General features: G+C 63.1%; 18 protein-coding genes and 1 pseudogene. 17 read left to right on the top strand and 2 right to left on the bottom strand.

The window, feature by feature from the left end:
* Positions 1–239 precede the first annotated feature (239 nt).
* The 7 genes from NKJ32_RS27110 (at position 240) to NKJ32_RS27080 (ending at position 9,071) form a co-directional block, all read left to right on the top strand.
* Positions 240–1,355, top strand: a complete 1,116-nt coding sequence (locus tag NKJ32_RS27110; protein ID WP_352578179.1) for a sugar ABC transporter substrate-binding protein — start codon at positions 240–242, stop codon at positions 1,353–1,355.
* A gap of 68 nt (positions 1,356–1,423) precedes the next feature.
* Positions 1,424–2,389, top strand: coding sequence for an ABC transporter permease (locus tag NKJ32_RS27105; protein ID WP_352496350.1), 966 nt, complete (start codon positions 1,424–1,426; stop codon positions 2,387–2,389).
* Between the two features lie 8 nt (positions 2,390–2,397).
* On the top strand, positions 2,398–3,903 hold the full coding sequence (locus tag NKJ32_RS27100) for a sugar ABC transporter ATP-binding protein (RefSeq protein WP_352578180.1): 1,506 nt from the start codon (positions 2,398–2,400) through the stop codon (positions 3,901–3,903).
* Between the two features lie 8 nt (positions 3,904–3,911).
* Positions 3,912–4,853, top strand: coding sequence for an ABC transporter permease (locus NKJ32_RS27095; RefSeq protein ID WP_352496352.1), 942 nt, complete (start codon positions 3,912–3,914; stop codon positions 4,851–4,853).
* A gap of 73 nt (positions 4,854–4,926) precedes the next feature.
* Complete coding sequence (locus NKJ32_RS27090; RefSeq protein ID WP_352529041.1) at positions 4,927–5,898, top strand: zinc-dependent alcohol dehydrogenase; 972 nt, start codon at positions 4,927–4,929, stop codon at positions 5,896–5,898.
* A gap of 24 nt (positions 5,899–5,922) precedes the next feature.
* Positions 5,923–7,419 carry an aldehyde dehydrogenase family protein gene (locus NKJ32_RS27085; protein WP_352829427.1) on the top strand — a complete coding sequence of 499 codons (1,497 nt, stop codon included), beginning with the start codon at positions 5,923–5,925 and terminating at the stop codon, positions 7,417–7,419.
* Complete coding sequence (locus tag NKJ32_RS27080) at positions 7,419–9,071, top strand: GMC family oxidoreductase (RefSeq protein ID WP_352642356.1); 1,653 nt, start codon at positions 7,419–7,421, stop codon at positions 9,069–9,071. The genes NKJ32_RS27085 and NKJ32_RS27080 overlap by 1 nt, the downstream gene beginning before the upstream one ends.
* Before the next feature lie 51 nt (positions 9,072–9,122).
* On the opposite strand, the gene NKJ32_RS27075 is transcribed toward NKJ32_RS27080, so the two are convergent.
* Entirely contained in the window at positions 9,123–9,941 is an 819-nt protein-coding gene (locus tag NKJ32_RS27075; protein WP_352829425.1) for an aldo/keto reductase, read from the bottom strand.
* Between the two features lie 138 nt (positions 9,942–10,079).
* On the opposite strand from NKJ32_RS27075, the gene NKJ32_RS27070 reads away from it, so the two are divergent.
* From NKJ32_RS27070 to NKJ32_RS27060, 3 genes are read left to right on the top strand one after another with little or no spacing between them, the layout of a single operon-like run.
* Positions 10,080–11,651: an acyl CoA:acetate/3-ketoacid CoA transferase gene (locus NKJ32_RS27070; RefSeq protein WP_352578182.1), complete on the top strand. Its 1,572-nt coding sequence runs from the start codon at positions 10,080–10,082 to the stop codon at positions 11,649–11,651.
* Complete coding sequence (locus NKJ32_RS27065; RefSeq protein WP_352797355.1) at positions 11,648–12,421, top strand: enoyl-CoA hydratase/isomerase family protein; 774 nt, start codon at positions 11,648–11,650, stop codon at positions 12,419–12,421. Before NKJ32_RS27070 ends, NKJ32_RS27065 begins: the two co-directional genes overlap by 4 nt.
* A 40-nt stretch (positions 12,422–12,461) precedes the next feature.
* Positions 12,462–13,721 carry a glycerate kinase type-2 family protein gene (locus tag NKJ32_RS27060; RefSeq protein ID WP_352642352.1) on the top strand — a complete coding sequence of 420 codons (1,260 nt, stop codon included), beginning with the start codon at positions 12,462–12,464 and terminating at the stop codon, positions 13,719–13,721.
* Between the two features lie 42 nt (positions 13,722–13,763).
* Here the strand turns inward: NKJ32_RS27060 and NKJ32_RS27055 are convergent, their stop codons facing one another.
* Complete coding sequence (locus NKJ32_RS27055; RefSeq protein ID WP_352578185.1) at positions 13,764–14,780, bottom strand: aldo/keto reductase; 1,017 nt, start codon at positions 14,778–14,780, stop codon at positions 13,764–13,766.
* 156 nt (positions 14,781–14,936) lie between these two features.
* Here NKJ32_RS27055 and NKJ32_RS27050 point away from each other — a divergent pair, with 156 nt between their 5' ends.
* The 7 genes and pseudogenes from NKJ32_RS27050 to NKJ32_RS27020 all read left to right on the top strand — a co-directional run.
* The gene (locus NKJ32_RS27050) at positions 14,937–16,079 is read left to right on the top strand and encodes an acyl-CoA dehydrogenase family protein (protein WP_352496361.1); all 1,143 of its coding nucleotides are present in this window, start codon (positions 14,937–14,939) and stop codon (positions 16,077–16,079) included.
* Complete coding sequence (locus NKJ32_RS27045) at positions 16,076–16,855, top strand: 3-ketoacyl-ACP reductase (protein WP_352783818.1); 780 nt, start codon at positions 16,076–16,078, stop codon at positions 16,853–16,855. The genes NKJ32_RS27050 and NKJ32_RS27045 overlap by 4 nt, the downstream gene beginning before the upstream one ends.
* An 8-nt stretch (positions 16,856–16,863) precedes the next feature.
* A complete protein-coding gene (locus NKJ32_RS27040) occupies positions 16,864–18,012 on the top strand; it encodes a dihydrodipicolinate synthase family protein (RefSeq protein ID WP_352783821.1) in 1,149 nt (382 codons plus the stop codon).
* Between the two features lie 3 nt (positions 18,013–18,015).
* Complete coding sequence (locus NKJ32_RS27035; protein ID WP_352690713.1) at positions 18,016–18,873, top strand: sugar phosphate isomerase/epimerase family protein; 858 nt, start codon at positions 18,016–18,018, stop codon at positions 18,871–18,873.
* 19 nt (positions 18,874–18,892) lie between these two features.
* Positions 18,893–19,657: an electron transfer flavoprotein subunit beta/FixA family protein gene (locus NKJ32_RS27030; protein ID WP_352496365.1), complete on the top strand. Its 765-nt coding sequence runs from the start codon at positions 18,893–18,895 to the stop codon at positions 19,655–19,657.
* 22 nt (positions 19,658–19,679) lie between these two features.
* Entirely contained in the window at positions 19,680–20,612 is a 933-nt protein-coding gene (locus NKJ32_RS27025) for an electron transfer flavoprotein subunit alpha/FixB family protein (RefSeq protein ID WP_352829422.1), read from the top strand.
* A gap of 16 nt (positions 20,613–20,628) precedes the next feature.
* Positions 20,629–21,108, top strand: a pseudogene (locus tag NKJ32_RS27020) (NAD(P)/FAD-dependent oxidoreductase); the annotation flags it as partial.
* Between the last annotated feature and the right edge of the window lie 589 nt (positions 21,109–21,697).

Below are 21,697 nucleotides of genomic sequence, written 5' to 3'. Positions count from 1 at the left end.
GGATTTCTTCCCTGCAACTCATACACGCGCGTCGCCGTCCGTCACAGCCGTTCGACGCGATTGCTTGTCTTGATCATACTGAAACCGCTTGACTTGGGCAAACTAAAAGAAGTAACTGGTTAGTGCGTTAAATGGCGTAGGTCACGCCGGAGCGCCTCGCCCGAAGGCAAGGCTCTCCTGTCGACAGCAGCGCCAGTCGTGACGCGCGAAGCGTTTCAATCGAAGATTGGGAGGAACCAATGTCGACCTTTATCAAGGATTTCATCGAGCGCGAAACGGTCAGCCGTCGCAATTTTCTGTTCGCAGCTGCGGCCGGCATGGGCGCGGCTGCCGTGCCGGGACTATTCGGTGGCGGCATCGCACGCGCCGCGCTGACAGACCCGGCGATTGCCTGGAGCTACCGCGACCGCGCCTCGGCATACTGGAACTCTGTCGTCTCCGGCGGCGAGGCCTTCGTGGAGTCGCTCGGCAAGCCGAAGAGCACACTCATCAGCCTTATCAACGAGGGCTCGACGGAAAAGTCGCTCGCTGACATCAAGGCCTTCCTTGCCAAGAACAATGGCAATTGCGCCATTGCCTGCGATGCCAATGACAGCCCGAACGCCCGTCCGGTCGTCGAGGCCGTTCAAGCTGCCGGCGCCTATGTGTCGACGATCTGGAACAAGACCGACGACCTGCACCCCTGGGACATCGGCGACAACTATGTCTCGCACATGACCTGGTCGGACGAAAAGCCGGCGGAAGAAACCGCCCGCATCCTCTTCAAAGCCATGGGCGGTGAGGGTGGCGTGGTCCATCTCGGCGGCATCGCAGCCAACAATCCGGCCGTCGAGCGCCTCAACGGCCTCAAGAACGCACTGAAGGACTTCCCGAAGGTCGAGCTGCTCGATGCCGAGCCGGCCGACTGGGACACACAGAAGGGCGCGGCACTGATGGCCTCGTTCCTGACGCGCTACGGTGACAAGATCAAGGGCGTGCATTGCGCCAATGACAACATAGCCTACGGCGTCATCGAGGCGCTGCGTGCCGAGGGCATCGAGAACATGCCGATCGTCGCCTATGACGGCAATCCGGAAGCCGTGCAGATGGTCATGGATGGTCAGCTACTCGCCACCGTCTTCACCAATCCGCATTGGGGCGGCGGCATCAGCGCTGCACTCGCCTACCATGCCGCCATCGGCACCTTCAAACCTTCCGAGGAGCCGAAGGAGCATCGCGAATTCTATGGCCCGACGATTCTCGTTACGGCCAAGGACGCGGCGGAATTCAAGGCGAAGTACCTGGATTCCGTGCCGACCTACGACTGGAAGGACTTCTGGGGCCCGTCGAACGGTCAGATCCAGTACAAGTCCTGACCATAGGCAGGGCGGCAGCCGTACGCTGCCGCCACATCTCCTGCGAAACCATTAGAGGGGTGTCTGACGTGACACGTCGCCTTTCGCGCGAAACCTTGATCAAGTGGGCGCCGCTACTGGTGCTGATCGCGCTGCTGATCTTTTTCACCGCACTCAACCCGACCTTCTTTTCCTTGCGGAACTTTGCCCGTATCGCGATCGCGGCGGCCCCGGCGCTCATGGTCGCCGTCGGCGTCACCTTCATCATCGTCATGGGTTCGATCGACCTTTCCATGGAGGGAACGGTCTCGCTCACGGCGGTCTCCTTCGCCTTCATCTTCGCCCAGCTTGGCGGCACGCTCGCCGGCTTCGGCTGGATAGCCATTCCGCTTGTGCTTGTGCTCGGCGGCATGCTCGGGCTCTTGAACGGGCTGGTGCATGTGAAACTGAAGATCCCGTCCTTCATGGCAAGCCTCGCCATGGGCTTTGTCGGCACCGGTGCCGCGATCCTGCTGACCGGCGGTGATATCGTGAAGGTCAGCGATGCCACCTTCCGCGGCCTGCTCACGGTGCGCTGGCTCGGCTTCCCGCTGATGGTCTATGTCGCGGCCCTCTTCCTGTTCGTCGGCAGGTTCATCCAAACCCACACGACGCTCGGCCGCAATTTCTACGCTGTCGGCGGCGGCGAGGACCTCGCTCACGCCTCGGGCCTCAACGTCACCCGCGTCCGCGTCACCGGCTTTGCGCTCGCCGGCGTCTTCTACGCCATCGCCGCGATCCTCGTCGTCGCCCGCATCGGGCAGGCGGAATCTGTGACGGGCGCAAACTTCATGTTCGTCTCCATCACCTCTGTGGTCGTCGGTGGCGTGGCGCTCTGGGGCGGCATCGGCGGCGTGTGGAACGCGCTCGTCGGCGTTCTTATCGTCAACGTCATCGACAACGGCATGGTCGTCATCGGTCTGCCCGATTTCCTCCAGGACGGAGTGCTGGGCCTCCTCGTCATTCTTGCGGTGGTGCTTTCCACCGACCGCAAGATGGTTTCCTTCGTTAAGTGAGGAGCGCCATGTACGAGCTGAAAGCCGTCGACAAGAAATTCCCCGGCGTCCACGCGCTGAAGTCTATCAATTTCCACATCAAGCGCGGTGAGATCGTCGGTCTCGTCGGTGAGAACGGCGCCGGCAAATCCACGCTGATGAAGGTCATCTACGGCGCCTACCAGCCGGATGGCGGCCAGGTCCTTATCAACGGCGCGTCCGTTCGCTTCGCCAATCCGCGCCAGGCGATGGAAAAGGGCATCGGGATGGTGTTCCAGGAACAGTCCCTGATCCCGAACCTCTCTGTCATGGAGAACATCTTTCTCGGCTACGAGCGCCAGTTCGTCCGCTTCGGCGTGGTCGACTGGAAGGCGATGGCGAGCGCGGCCAAGGCGCAGCTCGCCAAGGTGAAGCTCGACATCGACCCGGTGACGGTGACCTCGAAACTCTCCTTCGCCCAGCGCCAGCTTGTCGAACTCGCCAAGGTTCTGACACTGGAGGAGCGGGTGAAGGGCGACCTCGTCATCCTGCTCGACGAGCCGACCTCGGTTCTATCGAAGGAAGAGGTCGAGCTGCTCTTCAAGCTTGTGCGGGAGCTGACGACGCGCGCCTCCTTCATCTTCGTTTCGCATCGCATGGAAGAGGTGATGGAGCTCTCCGACCGCATCTATGTCATGAAGGACGGCGAGGTGGTCGACGTGGTAGAGCGGGGCGGCGCGACGGCGGAGGCCATCCAGCACAAGATGGTCGGCCGCAACGTCGACAAGCAATATTACCGAGAACACCTGCAGAAGCCGTTCGATGGCTCGAAGGTGCTGGTCGAGATGGCGGCCGTCGGACTGCCGGGCAGCATCCAGGATATCTCGTTCAAAGTGCATGCCGGTGAAGTCCTGTGTCTCGTCGGCACGGAAGGTTCCGGGCGCGAGGCGATCCTGCGCACGATCTACGGCATGCTGACGCCGGCGACCGGCCGTCTCAAGATCAAGGGCGCTGACGCCACAGGCTATTCGCCGCGCCAGTCGGTCGCCCATGGGGTCGGCTATGTGCCGCGCGAACGCAAGATCGAAGGCATCGTCGCCGGCATGAACGTCTACGAGAACATGACGCTCTCGCAGATGCGGAACCATTCGAGCGGGGGGGTACTGCGCGTTAACGAGGAGCGGGCGCTGGCGCGCGACTGGATCAAGAAACTCTCGATCAAGGCACATTCGGAATTTGCCGATTGCGGCAATCTCTCGGGCGGCAATCAGCAGAAGGTCGTGCTGGCCAAATGGCGTTCCGCCGGCTCCGACATCATGTTGCTCGACCACCCGACGCGCGGCCTCGACATCGGCGCGAAGGAAGACGTCTACGACATGATCCGCGCGATGGGCGAGGCAGGCGTCGGCATCGTGCTCGTCGCCGATACGCTGGAAGAAGGGATCGGCCTGTCGCACACCATCATCGTCGTCAAGGACGGGCGCATCCAGAAGCAATTCGCCTGTAAGCCGGGCGCCAAGCCCACGCCCTTCGACCTGCTGCACCATATGATCTGAGGGAAGAGATGGATATTCAGCGCCTCAAACCGCACCTACCCTGGATCACGCTGGTCGTGCTCGTCGCGATCGTCGGCGTCAACGATCCCGGCTTCCTGCGCCCTTCGAACCTACTCGGCATCGCCGGGGATATCGTGCCGCTCTTCATCATGGCGCTCGGGCTCACCTTTGCTATCTATATCGGGGGCATCGATCTTTCGGCCCAGTCCATGGCGAACATGGTGACGGTCGTCGCCTCGGTATATCTCGCCTCCATGGGGGCGTGGGTCGCCGTGCTGTGCGTGCTTGCCGGCTTCCTGCTCGGCATGCTCTCCGGTTATGTGACGACGCGGCTTTTCGTGCCGTCCTTCATCTCCACGCTCGCTGTCGGCGGTGTCGCCTTTTCTATTGCGCAATGGCTCTCCGGCCAGCGCGCACTCAACATGGATGCCACACAGCGCAACGAGACCTTCGGCTGGATGATCGGCCGCACCTGGGGCGTGCCGCATGAGCTGCTGATTGCCGCGGCGCTCGTCGCGATCTGCCTCTTCATCGAGCGACGCACGACGCTTGGCCGTGCCCTGAAGGCCGTCGGTGCCGGCGAACTCGCGGCCGCGGCCTCAGGCCTCAATGTCGCCCGCTACAAGATTCTTGCTTTCGCGATCTCGGGCGCACTCGCCGCCATTGCCGGCCTCCTCTTTGCTGTAAAGCTTTCGGGCGGTGCGCCGACGATCGCCAACGGCTTCCTGCTGCCGGCCATCGTTGCGGTGCTCGTCGGTGGTACGCCGCTGACAGGTGGCGTCGGCGGTGTCGTCAACACCGTGGTCGGTACGCTCATTGTTGCCGTCATCCGCGCCTCGATGCTCTATTTCGAGATCGACGCGACGCGCCAGCAGATGGTTTTCGGCGTCGTGCTGATCGTCGCCATCGCGCTGACCATCGACCGCGCAAAGCTGCGCACCGTGAAGTGAGGATCTGGCCATGAGCACCATGCGCGCCGCTGTCCTCACTGCGCCGAAGCGCTTCGAACTCCGCGACGTTCCGGTGCCGTCCGTCGGGCCGGATGATGTACTGGTGCGGGTAACGCGCACAGGCATTTGCGGCACGGATATCCATATCTTCAACGGCCACTACGCCGCTGACCAATTGCCGCTGATCCCCGGCCATGAGTTCTGCGGCACGATTGCTGAGATGGGCACCAATGTGCGCCATCTGGCGCCTGGTACGCGCGTGGTCGTCGACATTAATATCGGCTGCGGCACATGCTTCTGGTGCCGGCGTAATGAGGTGTTGAACTGCGCCGAGGTCACCCAGGTCGGCATCGGCAGGGATGGGGCTTTCGCCGAATTCGTCGCCGTGCCCGCGCGCCTCGCGATCCCCGTTGAGGCTAACATCGCTGACGAAGTTCTCGTCCTCACCGAGCCGGTCGCCTGCGTCGTCCGCGCCGCGCGCAAGGCGAGGGCGACCTTCGGCCAGTCGGTCGTAATCTTCGGCGCAGGGCCGATCGGCAATCTTCATGTGCAGATGATGCGGCTCGTCGGCGCGGCCCCCATTATCGTCGCCGATCTGTCCGCCGAGCGCTCCCGGATGGCTCTCGAAGCCGGCGCGGATGCGGCGGTGTCCGATCCGGCCGAGCTCAAGAAAACCGTGCTGCGGATGACCGGCGGACGCGGCGCGGATCTGGTGGTCGAAAGCGTCGGCAACAGAAAGCTCTATGAACAGGCTTTCGACCTGACGCGCCGCGGCGGGCACATCGCCTTCTTCGGCATCACGTCGCGGGGCGAGACGGTCCCCCTCGATATCCTCCGCACGGTTCTGGAGGAGACGAGCCTCAAGGGCTCCGTCGCGGGCATGGGGGAGGATATGCATGACGCATTGACCCTTCTATCGCATGGCCGGTTCCGCACGGATGATTTCACCAAGGCGAGCTACTCCCTGGAGAATATCCAGGCGGCTTTCGACACCCTCGGGGAACGGCCGCACGACCTGAAGACGCAAATCGCCATTGCGGCGTAAGACCTATCGAAGTGGAGGTATCCCGTGGACCAGAAAAACCCGTTCCTTTCTGCCCCGGCCGCAGCGCGCACCTTCGGCTTTTTCGTCGATGGCGAGTGGAAAGACGGCGCGCAATACTTCGAACGCACGTCGCCCGGCCACGGCACGCCTGTCACGCGCACGGTTCGTTGCACGGTCGATGATCTGAACGCCGCCGTCGCCGCGGCGCGCCGCGCCTTCGAAGATCGCCGCTGGGCTGGCCTTTCGGGTGCGGCCCGCGGAAGCGTCCTGTTGCGCGTTGCTGAAATCTTGCGCCGCCGTCGCGACGAAATCGCCTATTGGGAGGCGCTGGAAAACGGCAAGCCGATCTCCCAAGCGCGAGGTGAAATCGATCACTGCATCGCCTGCTTCCAAACGGGCGCCGGTGCGGCGCGCATGCTGCACGGAGACAGCTTCAACTCGCTCGGCGACGATCTCTTCGGCATGGTGCTGCGCGAGCCGATCGGCGTCGTCGGCCTCATCACGCCCTGGAACTTCCCGTTCCTGATCCTCTGCGAGCGCGTGCCCTTCATCCTCGCCTCTGGCTGCACGATGATCGTGAAGCCGTCGGAAGTCACCGCTGCAACGACGCTGCTGCTCGCCGAAGTGCTGGCGGAAGCGGGCCTTCCGGCCGGTGTCTACAACGTCATCACCGGTGCCGGCCGCAGGATTGGCCAGGCGCTGTCCGAGCATCCTGACGTCGACATGCTGTCCTTCACCGGCTCGACAGCCGTCGGCCGCTCCTGCGTCCACGCGGCAGCCGACAGCAACTTCAAGAAGCTCGGCCTGGAGCTTGGCGGCAAGAACCCCATCATCGTCTTCGCCGATGCCGATCTGGAAGACGCCGCCGACGGCGCGGCCTTCGGCATCAGCTTTAACACCGGGCAATGCTGCGTCTCCTCCTCGCGCCTGATCGTCGAGCGCTCCATCGCCGCCGAATTCGAAAAGCTGCTCGTCGAAAAAATGAAGAAGATCCGCGTCGGCGATCCGCTGGACGAGGCGACTCAGGTCGGGGCCATTACGACAGAGGCGCAGAACGCCACGATCCTCGACTACATCGCGAAGGGCAAGGCCGAGGGCGCAAAACTTCTCACCGGCGGCGGGCCGATCAATCTTGGTCGCGGCCAGTATATCGCGCCGACGCTCTTCTCCGCCGTTTCATGCGACATGGTCATCGCCCGCGACGAGATTTTCGGCCCCGTGTTGTGCTCCATGCATTTCGATACGTTGGAAGAAGCCATCAAGCTTGCCAATGACACGGTTTACGGTCTTGCGGCGAGCGTCTGGACGAAGAATATCGACAAGGCACTGATGGTGAGCCGCCGGGTTCGCGCCGGGCGCTTCTGGGTCAACACGATCATGGCCGGCGGTCCCGAAATGCCGCTCGGCGGCTTCAAGCAGTCCGGCTGGGGCCGAGAGGCCGGGATGTATGGGGTAGAGGAATATACGCAGGTGAAGTCCGTTCATGTCGAGATCGGCAAGCGCACGCATTGGATCGCATGATGGCCGCTGGCTATGATTATGTGATCGTCGGCGGCGGTACCTCCGGGTGCGTGCTGGCGGCGCGGCTTTCGGAAAACCCGTCCGCGCGAGTGTGCCTCATCGAGGCGGGCGGGCGCGATACCAATCCGCTCATCCACATGCCCGTTGGCTTCGCTAAGATGACGACGGGGCCGCTCACTTGGGGCCTGAAGACCGCGCCCCAGAAGCACGCCAACAACCGTGAGATCCTTTACGCGCAGGCCAAGGTGCTCGGGGGCGGGTCGTCGATCAATGCCGAGGTTTTCACGCGTGGTGTGCCCGCCGATTATGATCGCTGGGTCGAGGAAGGCGCGGAAGGGTGGGGCTTCAAGGACATCCAGAAATATTTCCTGCGATCGGAGGGCAATTCGATCCTCTCCGGTGCCTGGCATGGAACGGATGGCCCGCTCGGCGTCTCCAACATCCCCGAGCCGCAACGCATGACGCGCGCCTTCGTGCAGAGCTGCCAGGAGTTCGGCATTCCCTACAATCCGGATTTCAATGGCCCGGTGCAGGAGGGGGCGGGCGTCTACCAGACGACGACGCGCGACAACCGGCGCTGCTCGGCGGCCGTCGGCTATCTGCGTCCGGCCCTGAAGCGTCCGAACCTGACGGTCGTCACCGGTGCGCTTGTCCTGCGCATTGTCTTCGAGGGACTCCGTGCGGTGGGCGTCGACTATGAGGCCGGCGGCTACCGCACGACGGCGCGGGCGGAAAGCGAAGTGATTCTTACCTCTGGCGCCATCGGCACGCCGAAGCTGATGATGCTCTCCGGCGTCGGGCCGGCCGATGCGCTCAACAGCCACGGCATCGAGGTGGTGCAGGACATGGCCGGCGTAGGGCAGAACCTCCAGGACCATTTTGGCGTCGACATCGTCGCGGAACTGAAGAACCACGATAGCCTCGACAAATACAACAAGTTGCACTGGTCGATCTGGGCAGGCATTCAGTACACACTCTTCAAGTCCGGCCCCATCACCTCCAACCTCGTGGAGGGTGGGGCGTTCTGGTATGGCGACAAGGCGAGCCGCATCACCTCCAACGTCGTGCAGGGTGGGGCGTTCTGGTATGGCGACGAGGCGAGCCCGACCCCGGACCTGCAGTTCCACTTCCTTGCGGGCGCGGGGGCGGAGGCAGGCGTACCGAGCGTGCCGAAGGGCGCGTCCGGCATCACGCTCAACTCCTATACGCTTCGGCCGAAGTCGCGCGGAACCGTGACCTTGCGCTCGGCCGATCCGCGCGCCTTGCCCGTTATCGATCCGAACTTCCTCGGCGACCCCGACGATGTAAGGATTTCCGCTGAAGGCGTGAAGATCAGTCAGGAAATCTTTGGCCAGCCTTCCCTGCAGAAATGCATCAAAACGTTGCATTTTCCCGATAGAAACGTGCGCACGCAGGAAGACTATGTCGCCTATGCGCGCCAATACGGGCGTACCTCCTATCACCCCACCTGCACCTGCAAGATGGGGCGGGACGAGATGTCGGTGGTCGACCCGCAACTGCGCGTCCACGGCCTCGATGGCATCCGCATCTGCGACAGTTCCATCATGCCGAGCCTCGTCGGCTCCAATACCAATGCGGTGACTATCATGATCGGCGAAAAGGCATCGGACATGATCCGCGGCAATGCCTGATCGATCGAGGCGTCTCAAGCAAAAGGGCGGCCTTGCGGCCGCCCTTTTGCGTCAGTCCCATTGGGGGACCCAGGGCAGTTGCCCCGGCTTGACAATGCGGTAACCGGTCGCGTTCAGGGCGTCGATCCTGTCCATGTCGATGGACGACAGCGTGAAATCCATGATGTCGAAATTCCCCCGGATGTTTTCCGGCTTCGTCGACATCGTGTTGAGCGGCACACCCTTCTGGAGAGTCCAGCGCAGCGCGACCTGTGCAGCAGATTTTCCGTAGGTTTTGCCGATCTCGGCGAAAAGACGGTGCTTGAACACTTCGCCGCGGGCGATGGACGCGTAGGAGGAAAGCGGGATGCCCGTCTCCGATGCGGCGGCGAGGAGCTTCTGCTGGTTGACCAGCGGGTGAAACTCCACTTGGTTGGTGACGAGCGGTCCTTCGACCACGGCGCGCGCCACATGCATCATGCGTGCGGTATAGTTCGAGACGCCGATGGTATCCGTAAGACCCCTGTCCCGGGCGGATTGCAGGAGGCGCAGGGATGGCGCGACGTCACCGTCTGCCGGCGGCCAGTGCAGGAGAAGCGCATCGAGGCGATCGATCTGCAATGACTTCAGGCTGGCCTCGACCGAGGGCAGGAATTTTTCTTCTGAATAGTTGTCCGGATGCACCTTCGTGGTAATGCAGAGCTCTTCCCGCGCGACGCTGCAGACTGCGAGTGCCGCACCCGTATCGGCCTCATTGCCGTACATCTGCGCCGTATCGAACGCTCGGTAACCGGCGCCGATGGCGGCAGCGATCGCGTGTCTGAGGTCGTTTCCCTTCAGCGGAAAGGTGCCGAAGCCGCGCTGAAAGCTCTTCTGGAAATAGATGTTCATGCCTCCTCCTTGGCTGTCTGGGAGCATCGATGGCGCCATGCGCGTCGACGCGAAAAACCTGCTTGCCTGATTGCCCAGGCCGTGTTTAATCTATAACTAGTTAGTTACTTAATGCAATGCGGAACGGAGGTGAAGTCGATGAAGAAGGTAAAGACGGCGGAGGAGGCGGCCCAACTCGTCAGGGATGGTGCGGTCGTTGCAGTCAACTCTTCGTCGGGCCTGTGTTGCCCTGAGGCCGTTCTCAAGGCGCTAGGCGAACGCTTTGATCGCGAAGGCCATCCGCGCGGTCTCACCTCCATTCACCCGATCGCGGCCGGCGACTTCTTTGGCACCCGTGGTGTTGACCACATCGCCAAGCCGGGCATGCTGAAGAAGATCATCGGCGGCTCCTATCCCTCGGGGCCAAGCAATGCCGAGCCGCCGCTGGTCTGGCAGATGATCCTCAAGGAGGAGCTCGCCGCCTGGAACGTGCCCTCCGGCATCGTCTTCGACATGCTCCGGGAGGGCGCCGCCAAGCGTCCGGGCGTGCTCACCAAGGTCGGCATGGAGACCTTCGTCGATCCCGATCAGGAAGGCTGCGCGATGAATGCGAGTGCGCGCGCCGAGCCGATCGTTCAGCGGGTTTCGTTCGCGGGAGAGGACTGGCTGCATTTCCCGGCGCTTCGCCCCGATGTTGCGATCATCCGTGCGACGACCTCCGACGAGAAGGGCAACCTCACCTTCGAACAGGAGGGTGCGACTCTCGGCGCTATGGAAATGGCGCTGGCCGCCCGCAATTCCGGCGGTCTGGTCATAGCGCAGGTCAAGCGGGTGGCGGCCAGCGGCACCCTGCGGCCCCATGACGTGCGCGTCCCCGGCATCCTCGTCGACGTCATCGTCGAGGCGCCCGATCAATTGCAGACGACGGCGACGCCCTATGACCCGGCGATTTCCGGCGAGCTCTTCCGGCCGCTCGAAACCTTCCGCCTGCCGGCCCTCGATGTTGGCAAGGTCATCGCCCGCCGCGTGGCGCGGGAACTGCAGGATGGCTGGGCCGTCAATATCGGCTTCGGCATTTCGGCCAACGTGCCGCGCATCCTCATCGAGGAGGGGCTGCACGGCAAAATCACCTGGGTGATCGAGCAGGGCGCCGTCGGCGGCGTGCCGCTTCTCGATTTCAAGTTCGGCTGTGCCTCCAACGCCGAGGCCTTCGTCGCCTCGCCCCATCAGTTCTGTTACTTCCAGGCGGGCGGCTTCGACTGCTCGCTCCTGTCCTTCCTGGAAATCGACGCCGAGGGCTCGGTCAATGTCAGCCGCCTGGCGGCAACGCCACACCGCACCGCTGGCGCAGGCGGTTTTGTCGATATCACGTCGCGTGCGAAAAAAATCGTCTTCTCCGGCAATTTCAATGCAGGCGCCAAGATGCACATCGAGGACGGCCGGTTGGTGATCGACATGGAGGGCCGCATCGCCAAGTTCGTGCCAAAAGTTGATCAGGTCAGTTTTTCTGGCAAGCGCGCCCGCGCGCAGGGGCAGGAGATCACATGTGTCACGGAGCGCTGCGTAATAGAGCTTGATACGGACGGACTTGTGATAACAGAGATCGCCCCCGGCCTCGACCTTCAGCGTGACGTCCTCGACCAGGCGGCGACGCCGTTACGCGTCTCGCAGACGCTCAGGGTGATGGACGATGCGCTATTCCGCGCTGGCACCATGGGGCTGGCGCTGTGAGCGATCCGCGCATCGAACTCCGAATCGAGGGCCACCTTGCGCGGCTCACCCTGCGACGGCCGGAAAAGCTGAACGCGATCGACGAGGACATGGTCGATGCGCTGTTGCGGGCCTGCCGTACCATCGAGCGCTCGGATGCCCGAGTTGCGATCCTGTCGGGAGAGGGCGGCAGGTCCTTTTGCGCGGGGGGCGATATCGAGGCGTGGAGCAGCCTCGACGCCGACACGTTCTCGCGCCGCTGGCTGCGCGACGGACACGGCGCCTTCGATGCGCTGGCCCGCCTCACGGTTCCACTGATCGCGGTGCTGAACGGCCACGCGCTCGGCGGCGGGCTGGAGCTTGCTGCCTGCGCGGACCTGCGTATCGCCGAAGCGCATGTGAAGATCGGCCAGCCGGAGGCCGGCCTCGGCATCATTCCCGGCTGGTCCGGCACGCAGCGCGCCTCGCGCCGCTTCGGCACGCAGCTTGTCCGCCGCATGGCGCTTTTTGGCGAAGTCTACTCAGCTGATGAGGCCATCGCGCTCGGGCTCGTTGATCAGGTCGTGCCCACGGGCGAGGGTGGCGCCGCCGCAGAGGCCGCCGCGGCCCGCGTGCTGAAGCGATCTCCAAGGGCGACAGAATTGACGAAGATGCTGATCAATGCCGCCGAGCACGAGGAGAGCGAACGGGTCGTAGAGGCCTTGGCCGGCGCGGTGGCGGCTGCATCCGAAGATCTCACGGAAGGGCTGGCGGCCCACAGGCAGAAGCGGCCGGCGCGTTTCGACAGATAGCTTTCGGTCATCCCATACTCCTGATCCGTTTGGCGGTCTCATGAAGCCTGAAGACAAAGATTTTCTCGCACAACTCTTTCGCGCAGCGATCGAAGCCGCGGCTCCCGAAAAGGCCTTAAGCACATATCTACCGACCCGACCCAAAGGAAAGACCGTCGTCATCGGCGCGGGCAAGGGCGCCGCGCAGCTTGCCGCGGCTTTCGAAAGGCTGTGGGATGGCCCACTGGAAGGGGTTGTGGTGACGCGTTATGGCTATTCGGCGGCCTGCCAGAGGATCCGTGTGCTGGAGGCTGCCCATCCCGTTCCGGATGTTGCGGGGCTTGAAGCGTCTCAATCGCTTTTCGACGCTGTAAAGGGGCTCGGTGAGAATGATCTCGTCGTGGCGCTGATCTGTGGCGGCGGGTCCGCCCTGCTCCCAGCCCCGCCCGGCGATCTCACGCTGAAGGATGAAGCCGCTCTAAACAGCGCGCTGCTGGCGGGCGGTGCGCCGATTTCCGTCATGAACGCTATTCGCAAGCAGGTCTCCGGCATTAAGGGTGGGCGGCTCGCCGCCGCATGTCATCCTGCAAGGGTTGTGACGCTCGTTGTCTCCGATGTGCCTGGCGACGACCCGGCGCAGGTCGCCAGTGGACCGACCGTGCCGGATGCAAGCAATCGCAAAGAGGCTCGCGCACTGGTCAAGACATGGGGTGTCAAGCTGCCCGAGCGGATCCTGGCTTGGCTTGATGAAGACGTGGGCCAGCCGCCATCGCCTCATGACTCAGCCTTTGCCAGTCATGAGGTCCACATCATCGCTTCTGCACGCCTCTCACTGGAGGCTGCCGCGCAACGGTCGGAGGCGCTCGGCGTGCCCGCCGTCATTCTATCGGACTGCATAGAGGGGGAGGCACGCGACGTCGCGGGTGTTCACGCCGCTATCGCTCGCGAGGTCGCCAGCCGTGACCGCCCGTTCTTGCGTCCCGTCGTCATCCTCTCCGGCGGAGAAACGACGGTGACGATCAAGGGACGTGGCAAGGGTGGACGCAACACGGAGTTTTTGTTGTCGCTCGCGCTCGCAGGCGAAGGTGTGCCGTTTGCAGCACTTGCCGCCGATACGGATGGTATCGATGGCTCAGAGGACAATGCGGGGGCCTTTGCCGACGGCGCCAGCATGGGGCGCCTGCGGGAACTGGGGGCGGATCCTGCCGCACTGCTTGCCGGCAACGACGCCTGGACGGCGTTTCATCGTTTGGGCGACCTGTTCGTGCCCGGCCCGACAGGAACCAATGTCAATGACTTCAGGGCAATCCTGATCCGTTAGAGGTTGCCCGCGCCGCTTGTTGCAGCGCGGGCTGATGCGAGCTCAGCCCGGAACGGGTGCGTCCTCGCGCAATAGGCCCTGCCTCTTGAGATCCGCCCAGAACTCTGCCGGGATCGGATGGGAGAACCAGGCAAGGTTCTGGTCAAGCTGTTCGACCGTGCGCGTGCCCGCCATGAAAGAGGGTACGGCAGGATGGGCGAGCACGAATTGCAGTGCGGCGGCGGCCAGCGGCACGCCATGCGCCGCACAGACCACCTCGATCTTCGCGACCTTTTCCAGGATGTCGCGCGGCGCCGGCGCGTAATTGTACTTCGCCCCTTCCTTCGCGCCGGTGGCAAGGATTCCCGAATTGAAGCCGCCGCCCACGACGACCGCCGCGCCACGCGCCTCGCACAGCGGAAGGAACGCGTCGAGCGCGTCCTGTTCGAGGAGGGTGTAGCGGCCGGCCAGCAGGAAGCAGTCGAAATCGTGACGGCGGAGGGCCTCATGGCAGACCTGCCATTCGTTGACGCCGACGCCGATCGCCTTCACGACCTTTTCCGAGCGCAGCCGCTCCAGCGCGCGCCAGGCGCCGTCCATCGCCTGCTCGAACACTTCCGGCTGCTCGCTCCCGCGTGTGAAAACGTCGATGTCATGGATGAAACACATGTCCATCCGCTCCAACCCCAGCCGCTGCAGGCTGTCCTCGAAGGCGCGCATCGTGCCGTCGTAACTGTAGTCGAAATGCATGGTGAAGGGCGCAGCATTCGTCCACGGCGCAAAATCGATGGTGTCGCGCCGTGCCGGTCGCAGCAGGCGCCCGACCTTGGAGGAGAGGACGAAATCGTCTCGCTCCTTCCAGCGCAGGGCGTGGCTCGTGCGCAGTTCGGCAAGCCCGTGGCCATACATCGGCGCGGTGTCGAAGAACCGTACGCCGGCGGCCCATGCGCGTTCGAACATATCCCCGGCTGTGGCTTCGTCGATCTCGCGGAAAATGTTGCCGAGGGGCGCGGTCCCAAAGCCGAACGTCGTGACGTCAAGTTCTGTTCGGCCGAATTTCCTCTTTTCGCCAGGGTGCATGCCTCTCCTCCATAAGTAACCAGTTGGTGAATAAATAAGCACGGACCAAACGCCTGTGCAAGCAGCTTTCTTCCCGGTCTCAGATTTTTCCGACTTGACGTCTTGAGACTGGGGAATGTATATAACCGGATAGTTACTAAGTTGGAGTCGAGGGCCATGTATCTCACTGAAACGCAGGAGCAGGTGCGAGAGATGGCGCGCGCCTTTGCCGACGAAATGATCCGGCCCGTGGCCGAGGAATTGGACCGCGAGGAACGCTTCCCGGCGGCTCTTTACGACGAAATGGCAAAGCTCGGCCTATTCGGCATAGGCGTGCCGGAAGCCCTCGGCGGGCCGGGCTTCGACACGCTGACCTATGCCCTTGTGATGGAGGAGTTGAGCCGCGGATATGCTTCCGTCGCCGACCAGTGCGGCCTGGTCGAACTGATTTCAAGCCTGTTGGTGCGCCACGGCACTGAAAGCCAGCAGGCCCTGCTGCCGGAAATACTCGGCATGCGCTCGAAGGTCGCCTACTGCATCACCGAGCCGGAGGCGGGCACTGATGTTTCGGGCATCCGCACGACGGCCGAGCGCGACGGCGACGGCTGGCGTTTGAACGGCGGCAAGATCTGGATCCACAATGCGCCGGTGGCCGACTACGGTTTCGTGCTGGCGCGAACCGACAAGCAAGCCGGCAATCGCGGCATGTCGATCTTCATCGTCGACCTGCATGCGGCCGGCGTCGAGAAGGGGCCGAAGGAGCACAAGATGGGCCAGCGCGCCAGCCAGGTCGGCGCGCTGAACTTCACCGATGTGCGCCTTCGGGCAGATGCCCTGCTCGGCACCGAGGGGCGCGGTTTCCACATGATGATGTCGGTCCTCGACAAGGGGCGCGTCGGCATCGCGTCACTCGCCGTCGGTATCGCACAGGCCGGCCTGGAGGCCGCCCTCGACTATGCCGGGACGCGCAAACAGTTCGGCAAGGCGATCGCCGACTTCCAGGGCGTGCAATGGCTTCTGGCCGACATGGCGAAGGACATCGAGGCCGCACGCCTGCTCGTCCATTCTGCCGCTTCGAAAATCGACAGCGGCGCGGATGCGACCAAAGCCTGCTCCATCGCCAAGTGCTTTGCCGGCGACATGGCTGTACAGCGTACCGCCGATGCCGTGCAGGTCTTTGGCGGCTCCGGCTATATCCGCGGCTTCGAGGTGGAGCGGCTCTACCGCGATGCAAAGATCACGCAGATCTATGAAGGCACGAACCAGATCCAGCGCATGATCATCGCGCGCGAACTCCTGAAGAAAGGCGCTAGGGCATGAGCGCCGCGTCCGCCCGGCCGGTCGCGCTCGTCACCGGCTCCTCGCGCGGCATCGGCCTTGCCGTTGCTGAAGCTCTGGCGAAGGAAGGATTTGAGGTCGCCGTCAACGGGCCGGCTGAGGACGCCGAACTTGCCGCCGCGGTCGAGCGCGTCGCCGCCCATGGCGTCCCCGTCGTCGCCGCCGCGTTCGATGTCGCTGCGATCGGCGGTCACGGTGCGGCGATCGATGCGGTCGAGGAAAAGCTCGGGCCGCTTACCACGCTCGTCAACAATGCCGGTGTCGGCGTGCTCAAGCGCGGAGACATGATGGAGGTCTCCGAGGAGAGCTGGGACCGGTGTTTTGCCGTCAACACGAAGGCTATGTTCTTCCTGAGCCAGGCATTCGCGCGTCGTCTGCTTGCACGCGCGCGGCCGCCACTCTTCCATTCGATCGTCAATGTCACGTCTTCGAATGCGGTCGCGGTGGCGGAGCAGCGCTCGGAATACTGCGCCTCGAAGGCCGCCGCCGCCATGGTCTCCAAGACTCTCGCCGTCCGTCTCGGGCGCGAGAACATTGCCGTCTATGACGTCCAGCCGGGCCTGATTGCCACCGAGATGACCGCGCCGGTTATCGAGGCCTATCGCGAACGGGCCGCGCAGGGCCTCACGCTTTTCCCGCGTGTCGGCGAGCCGGAGGAGGTCGGTGCGCTGATTGCCTCGCTTGCGACTGGCAGGCTTCCGTACACAACCGGACTGTCGATCCCAGCCGATGCCGGCATGCTCGTCCCGCGCTTCTGAGGTTTTTCATGAAAATCGCCCTTCCCGATACCGCTGGCCGCCTTGCGCACTATGCCCTGACCGGAAAGCCAATCGCCGCCGCCACGCTTGGCAGGAACCCGGCGCGAACAGTCTACTCGGCCGCCCACGTCGTCGCCGATCCCTTCACTGCGAACGATCCGTCGGGTCGCGCTACGGTCGACTGGGCCAAGACGATGGAGTTTCGCCGCTATCTCGCCGGCCTCGGCCTCGGCATTGCCGAGGCGATGGATACGGCGCAGCGCGGCATGGGTCTCGACTGGCCGGGCGCACTGGAGCTGATCCGCCGCACCCGCGAGGAACTCCCGGATGCGGTGGTCGCCAATGGCTGCGGCACGGATCATCTCGACCCCGCGGCAGTGGCGAGTCTGGACGATGTGCGCCGGGCCTATCTGGAACAGGCGGAAGCCATTCAGAAGCTCGGCGGCCGCCTCATCCTCATGGCCTCCCGTGCTCTGGTGCGCGTCGCAAAAAAGCCGGAAGACTACGTCAAGATCTATTCCGATGTGCTCGCCGCCTGCGACCAGCCGGTGATCCTGCATTGGCTCGGCGATATGTTTGATCCGCAGCTTGCCGTCTATTGGGGCGACGCGGCGTTTGACCCCGCCATGCAGACGGCGCTCGCCGTCATCGAAGCGAACACGGCCAAGGTTGACGGCATCAAGATCTCCCTTCTCGACAAGGAAAAGGAGGCCGTCATGCGCCGTCGTCTGCCCGCCGGCGTGAAAATGTATACGGGCGACGACTTCAACTATCCGGAACTCATCGAAGGTGACAGCGAGGGCTTTTCGCACGCCCTTCTCGGCATCTTCGACCCGCTCGCGCCGGCCGCCGCCTATGCGGTGGAGCGGCTGGGCGACGGCGACAAGGCGGGCTTCCGTGCAACGCTCGACCCGACCGTGCCGCTCGCTCGCCTGATCTTCCGCGCGCCCACCCAATACTACAAGACCGGCGTCGTCTTCCTCGCCTGGCTGAACGGCTTCCAGGATCACTTCGTGATGCTGAACGGCGCCCAGGCGATGCGGCCGCTGCCGTATTTCGTCGAGGTGTTCCGTCAGGCGGACCAGTGCGGCCTGCTGCGCGATCCCAACCGCGCCGTCGAGCGCATGAAGAAGTTGCTCGCTGTTTACGGGGCGTAGGCGATGCGCGATTTCTCGACGGACCATTTGGCGCTCGCGCTCAACACCGCCAGCCTCGGACACAACTTGGATGGCCACGGTGCAGGCTGGTCACCGGAGCGGGTGATTGATGCGTGTGCTGCCCGTCGTTTCGGCTCGATCGTCTTCTGGCGCCGCGAAGTCGGTGCGCGGGCGAACGAGATTGGCGAGCGGGTGCGCTCGGCAGGCCTTTCCGTCGCCGGGCTTTGCCGCACACCGTTCCTTGTCGGTAGCGAAGCGATCGACAGGACAGCGGTTCTCGATGAGGCGAGGGCGTCCATCGATATGGCTGCCGGTCTGGGTGCCACTGTGCTGACGATTGTGGTGGGCGGCGTACATCCCGGCACCAAGGGCACTGCCGAGAGCTTGAAGATTGTCGCTGAACGTGTTGCCGACCTCGCACTCTATGCGGCGGACCGCAATGTCAAGCTGGCGCTGGAACCTCTCAATCCCGTCTACGCCGGGAACCGCTCCTGCCTGACGACCGTGCGTGACGCTGTCGATATCTGCGAGGCGGTGGATGCGCCGAACCTTGGCATTGCCGTTGACGTCTACCATGTCTGGTGGGACTGCGATCTTGACACCCAGTTGCAGCGCGCCGGCAAGGACAGGATTTTGGGCTATCACCTTTGCGATTGGCTTGCCGACACGCGCGACGTGCTGCTGGACCGCGGTATGATGGGCGACGGTGTTGCCGATCTCAAGACGATCCGCGCGAGTGTCGAAGGCACCGGCTACACCGGTCCCTGCGAGGTCGAGATTTTCTCCGCTAACAATTGGTGGAAGCGTGATCCCGGCGAGGTGCTTGACGTCATGGTCGAACGTTTCCACGCCCTCTGCTGACGAATTTTGGAGTCGAGCCATGAAGATCTTGGTCCCAGTCAAGCGCGTTGTTGATTACAACGTAAAGATCCGCGTGAAGGCGGATGGCTCCGGTGTCGAGCTTACGAATGTCAAGATGTCGATGAACCCGTTTGACGAGATTTCGGTTGAGGAAGCGCTACGCCTCAGGGAAGCCGGCAAGGCTGAGGAAGTGGTTGTGGTGTCGATCGGTCCTGCGAAAGCCGAAGAGACGCTGCGCACCGCGCTTGCCATGGGCGCCGATCGCGCCTTGCTGGTCGAGACGGACGACGCCGTCGAGCCGCTCGCCGTCGCCAAGATCCTCAAGGGTGTCACCGAGGCCGAACAGCCCGGGCTCGTCATCGTCGGCAAGCAGGCGATCGACGACGACAGCAGCCAGACCGGCCAGATGCTCTCGGCCCTTCTTGGTTGGGCGCAGGCGACGTTTGCTTCCAAGGTCGAGATCGACGACGGCAAGGCACCAGAGGGCACAGCCAGGGTGACGCGCGAAGTCGACGGTGGTCTCCAGACGATCGACGTGAAGCTTCCGGCCGTCGTTACGACCGACCTTCGCCTCAACGAGCCGCGTTATGCGTCGCTGCCGAACATCATGAAGGCCAAAAAAAAGCCGCTCGACAAGAAGACGCCGGTCGACTTCGGCGTCGACACCGCCCCGCGCCTCAAGGTGCTGAAGACCCAGGAACCGTTCGGCCGCAAGGCAGGCGTCAAGGTTAAGTCGGTCGCCGAACTGGTTGAAAAGCTCAAGACCGAAGCCGGCGTGCTCTAAGGGGGGAAAGGGAGACTAAACCATGGCCATTCTTCTTCTGGCAGATCACGACAATGAAACCCTTTCCGACCAGACCGCAAAGGCGCTGACGGCCGCGTCGAAGATCGGTTCCGACGTGCATGTGCTCGTCGCCGGCTCCGGCGTCAAGGCTGCGGCCGATGCGGCTGCAAAACTCTCCGGCGTTTCCAAGGTGCTGCTTGCCGACGACGCCAGTCTTGCCAACAATCTCGCAGAACCGCTGGCGGCGCTCATCGTGTCGATCGCCGGCAATTACGATGCGGTCGTCTCGGCCGCGACCTCGGTCGGCAAAAACATCCTGCCGCGCGTTGCTGCGCTGCTCGATGTCGCGCAGATCTCGGAAATCGTCGAGGTCGTCTCTGCCGACACGTTCAAACGGCCGATCTATGCCGGCAATGCCATCCAGGTGGTGCAGTCGACTGACGCCAAGAAGGTGATCACCGTACGCACGGCGTCCTTTTCCCACGCCTCCCAAGGCCCATCTGCTGTCGTCGAGGAAATCTCGACGGCAGCCTTTTCTTCAGAGCTTTCGACCTTTGTGTCGAACGCACTTTCGACCTCGGACCGACCGGAGCTGACCTCGGCGAAGACCATCATCTCCGGCGGTCGGGCGCTCGGCTCGTCGGAGAAATTCAAAGAAGTCATCCTTCCCGTTGCGGACAAGCTTGGCGCCGCCGTCGGTGCGTCGCGTGCGGCCGTCGATGCTGGCTATGCACCCAACGACTGGCAGGTCGGCCAGACCGGCAAGGTGGTCGCCCCGGACCTTTACATCGCCTGCGGCATCTCCGGGGCCATCCAGCATCTGGCCGGCATGAAGGATTCGAAGGTCATCGTCGCGATCAATAAGGACGAGGAGGCGCCTATTTTCCAAGTTGCCGACTACGGTCTCGTTGCGGATCTCTTCGAGGCCCTGCCGGAACTCGAAAAGGCGCTTTGAGGACTTAGCTGCTTCGATGACGATCGAACTCTCCGAACGCGAGAGCATGGAATTCGACGTCGTGATCGTCGGCGCGGGGCCTGCGGGCCTGTCGGCCGCGATCCGGTTGAAGCAGGTCAATCCTAATCTCACCGTCCTCGTGCTGGAAAAGGGCTCGGAAGTCGGCGCCCATATCCTGTCGGGCGCCGTTGTCGATCCCATCGGCATCGACCGCCTGCTGCCTGACTGGTGCGTGGACGATAGCCATCCGTTCAAGACCACGGTGACGGACGACCATTTCTTGCTGCTCGGCCCGGCCGGCTCGATCCGCCTGCCGAACTTCGCCATGCCGCCCTTGATGAACAATCATGGCAACTACATCGTATCGCTCGGCAATGTCTGTCGCTGACTGGCGACCAAGGCGGAAGAGCTCGGCGTCGAGATCTATCCCGGCTTTGCCGCAACCGAAGTGCTCTACAACCACGAGGGCGCGGTGATCGGTGTCGCCACCGGCGACCAGCACGGAAAGATGGTTAGTCCTCTGTTGCGATAGACCATCATCGGGTTACCTCGTTCCGAGAGTTCCCATTCTGTCAGCCCGAAATCCCCTTCGCTTTTCGACCGAAAAGCCAATCCAGAACCCCACAGCCATTCTCCGCCAATCACTGCCGGGACTGTGGTGGGCGATCAGGGAAAGAGTGAAGAGTCAGCGACGCTTTGACGGGCGGTCCAACGCCAACGTGGACCAACGCGGCCAATTTTTTCTTCGTTGCACCAGATCCGCGCCTTCTGTCGGCCTTGTCGGGTCCGTGACACACAGTCTCTTTGTCGGATCCGTCACACACAGTCTTGTTTAGCCGATCCTTTGTCTTTGGCTAAATAGCTGTAAAGCAACCACAAAGTTTTTTCTTCAGCTCGATCAGCCAAATTGGCACGAGTTTTGTGTCTCTTCGTTGAGGAGTGGCGGCAGCAACTGCCGACCAGCATTGATGGCGCGGTTAGCCGCGATGGATGAAACAAGAAGGAGATCTGCGTCAGACCGCATTCTGTGGGAAGGGCGCATCGCCGTCCACCAGAAAGCGACGCTCGCATTCCAGTCGACCTCG

The sequence above is a fragment of the Mesorhizobium sp. M0159 genome (assembly GCF_040322295.1).
In the GTDB taxonomy this organism is placed as follows: Bacteria; Pseudomonadota; Alphaproteobacteria; order Rhizobiales; family Rhizobiaceae; genus Mesorhizobium.
Note: the sequence above shows the minus strand (reverse complement) of the source record. Positions and strands in the feature narration are given on the sequence as shown.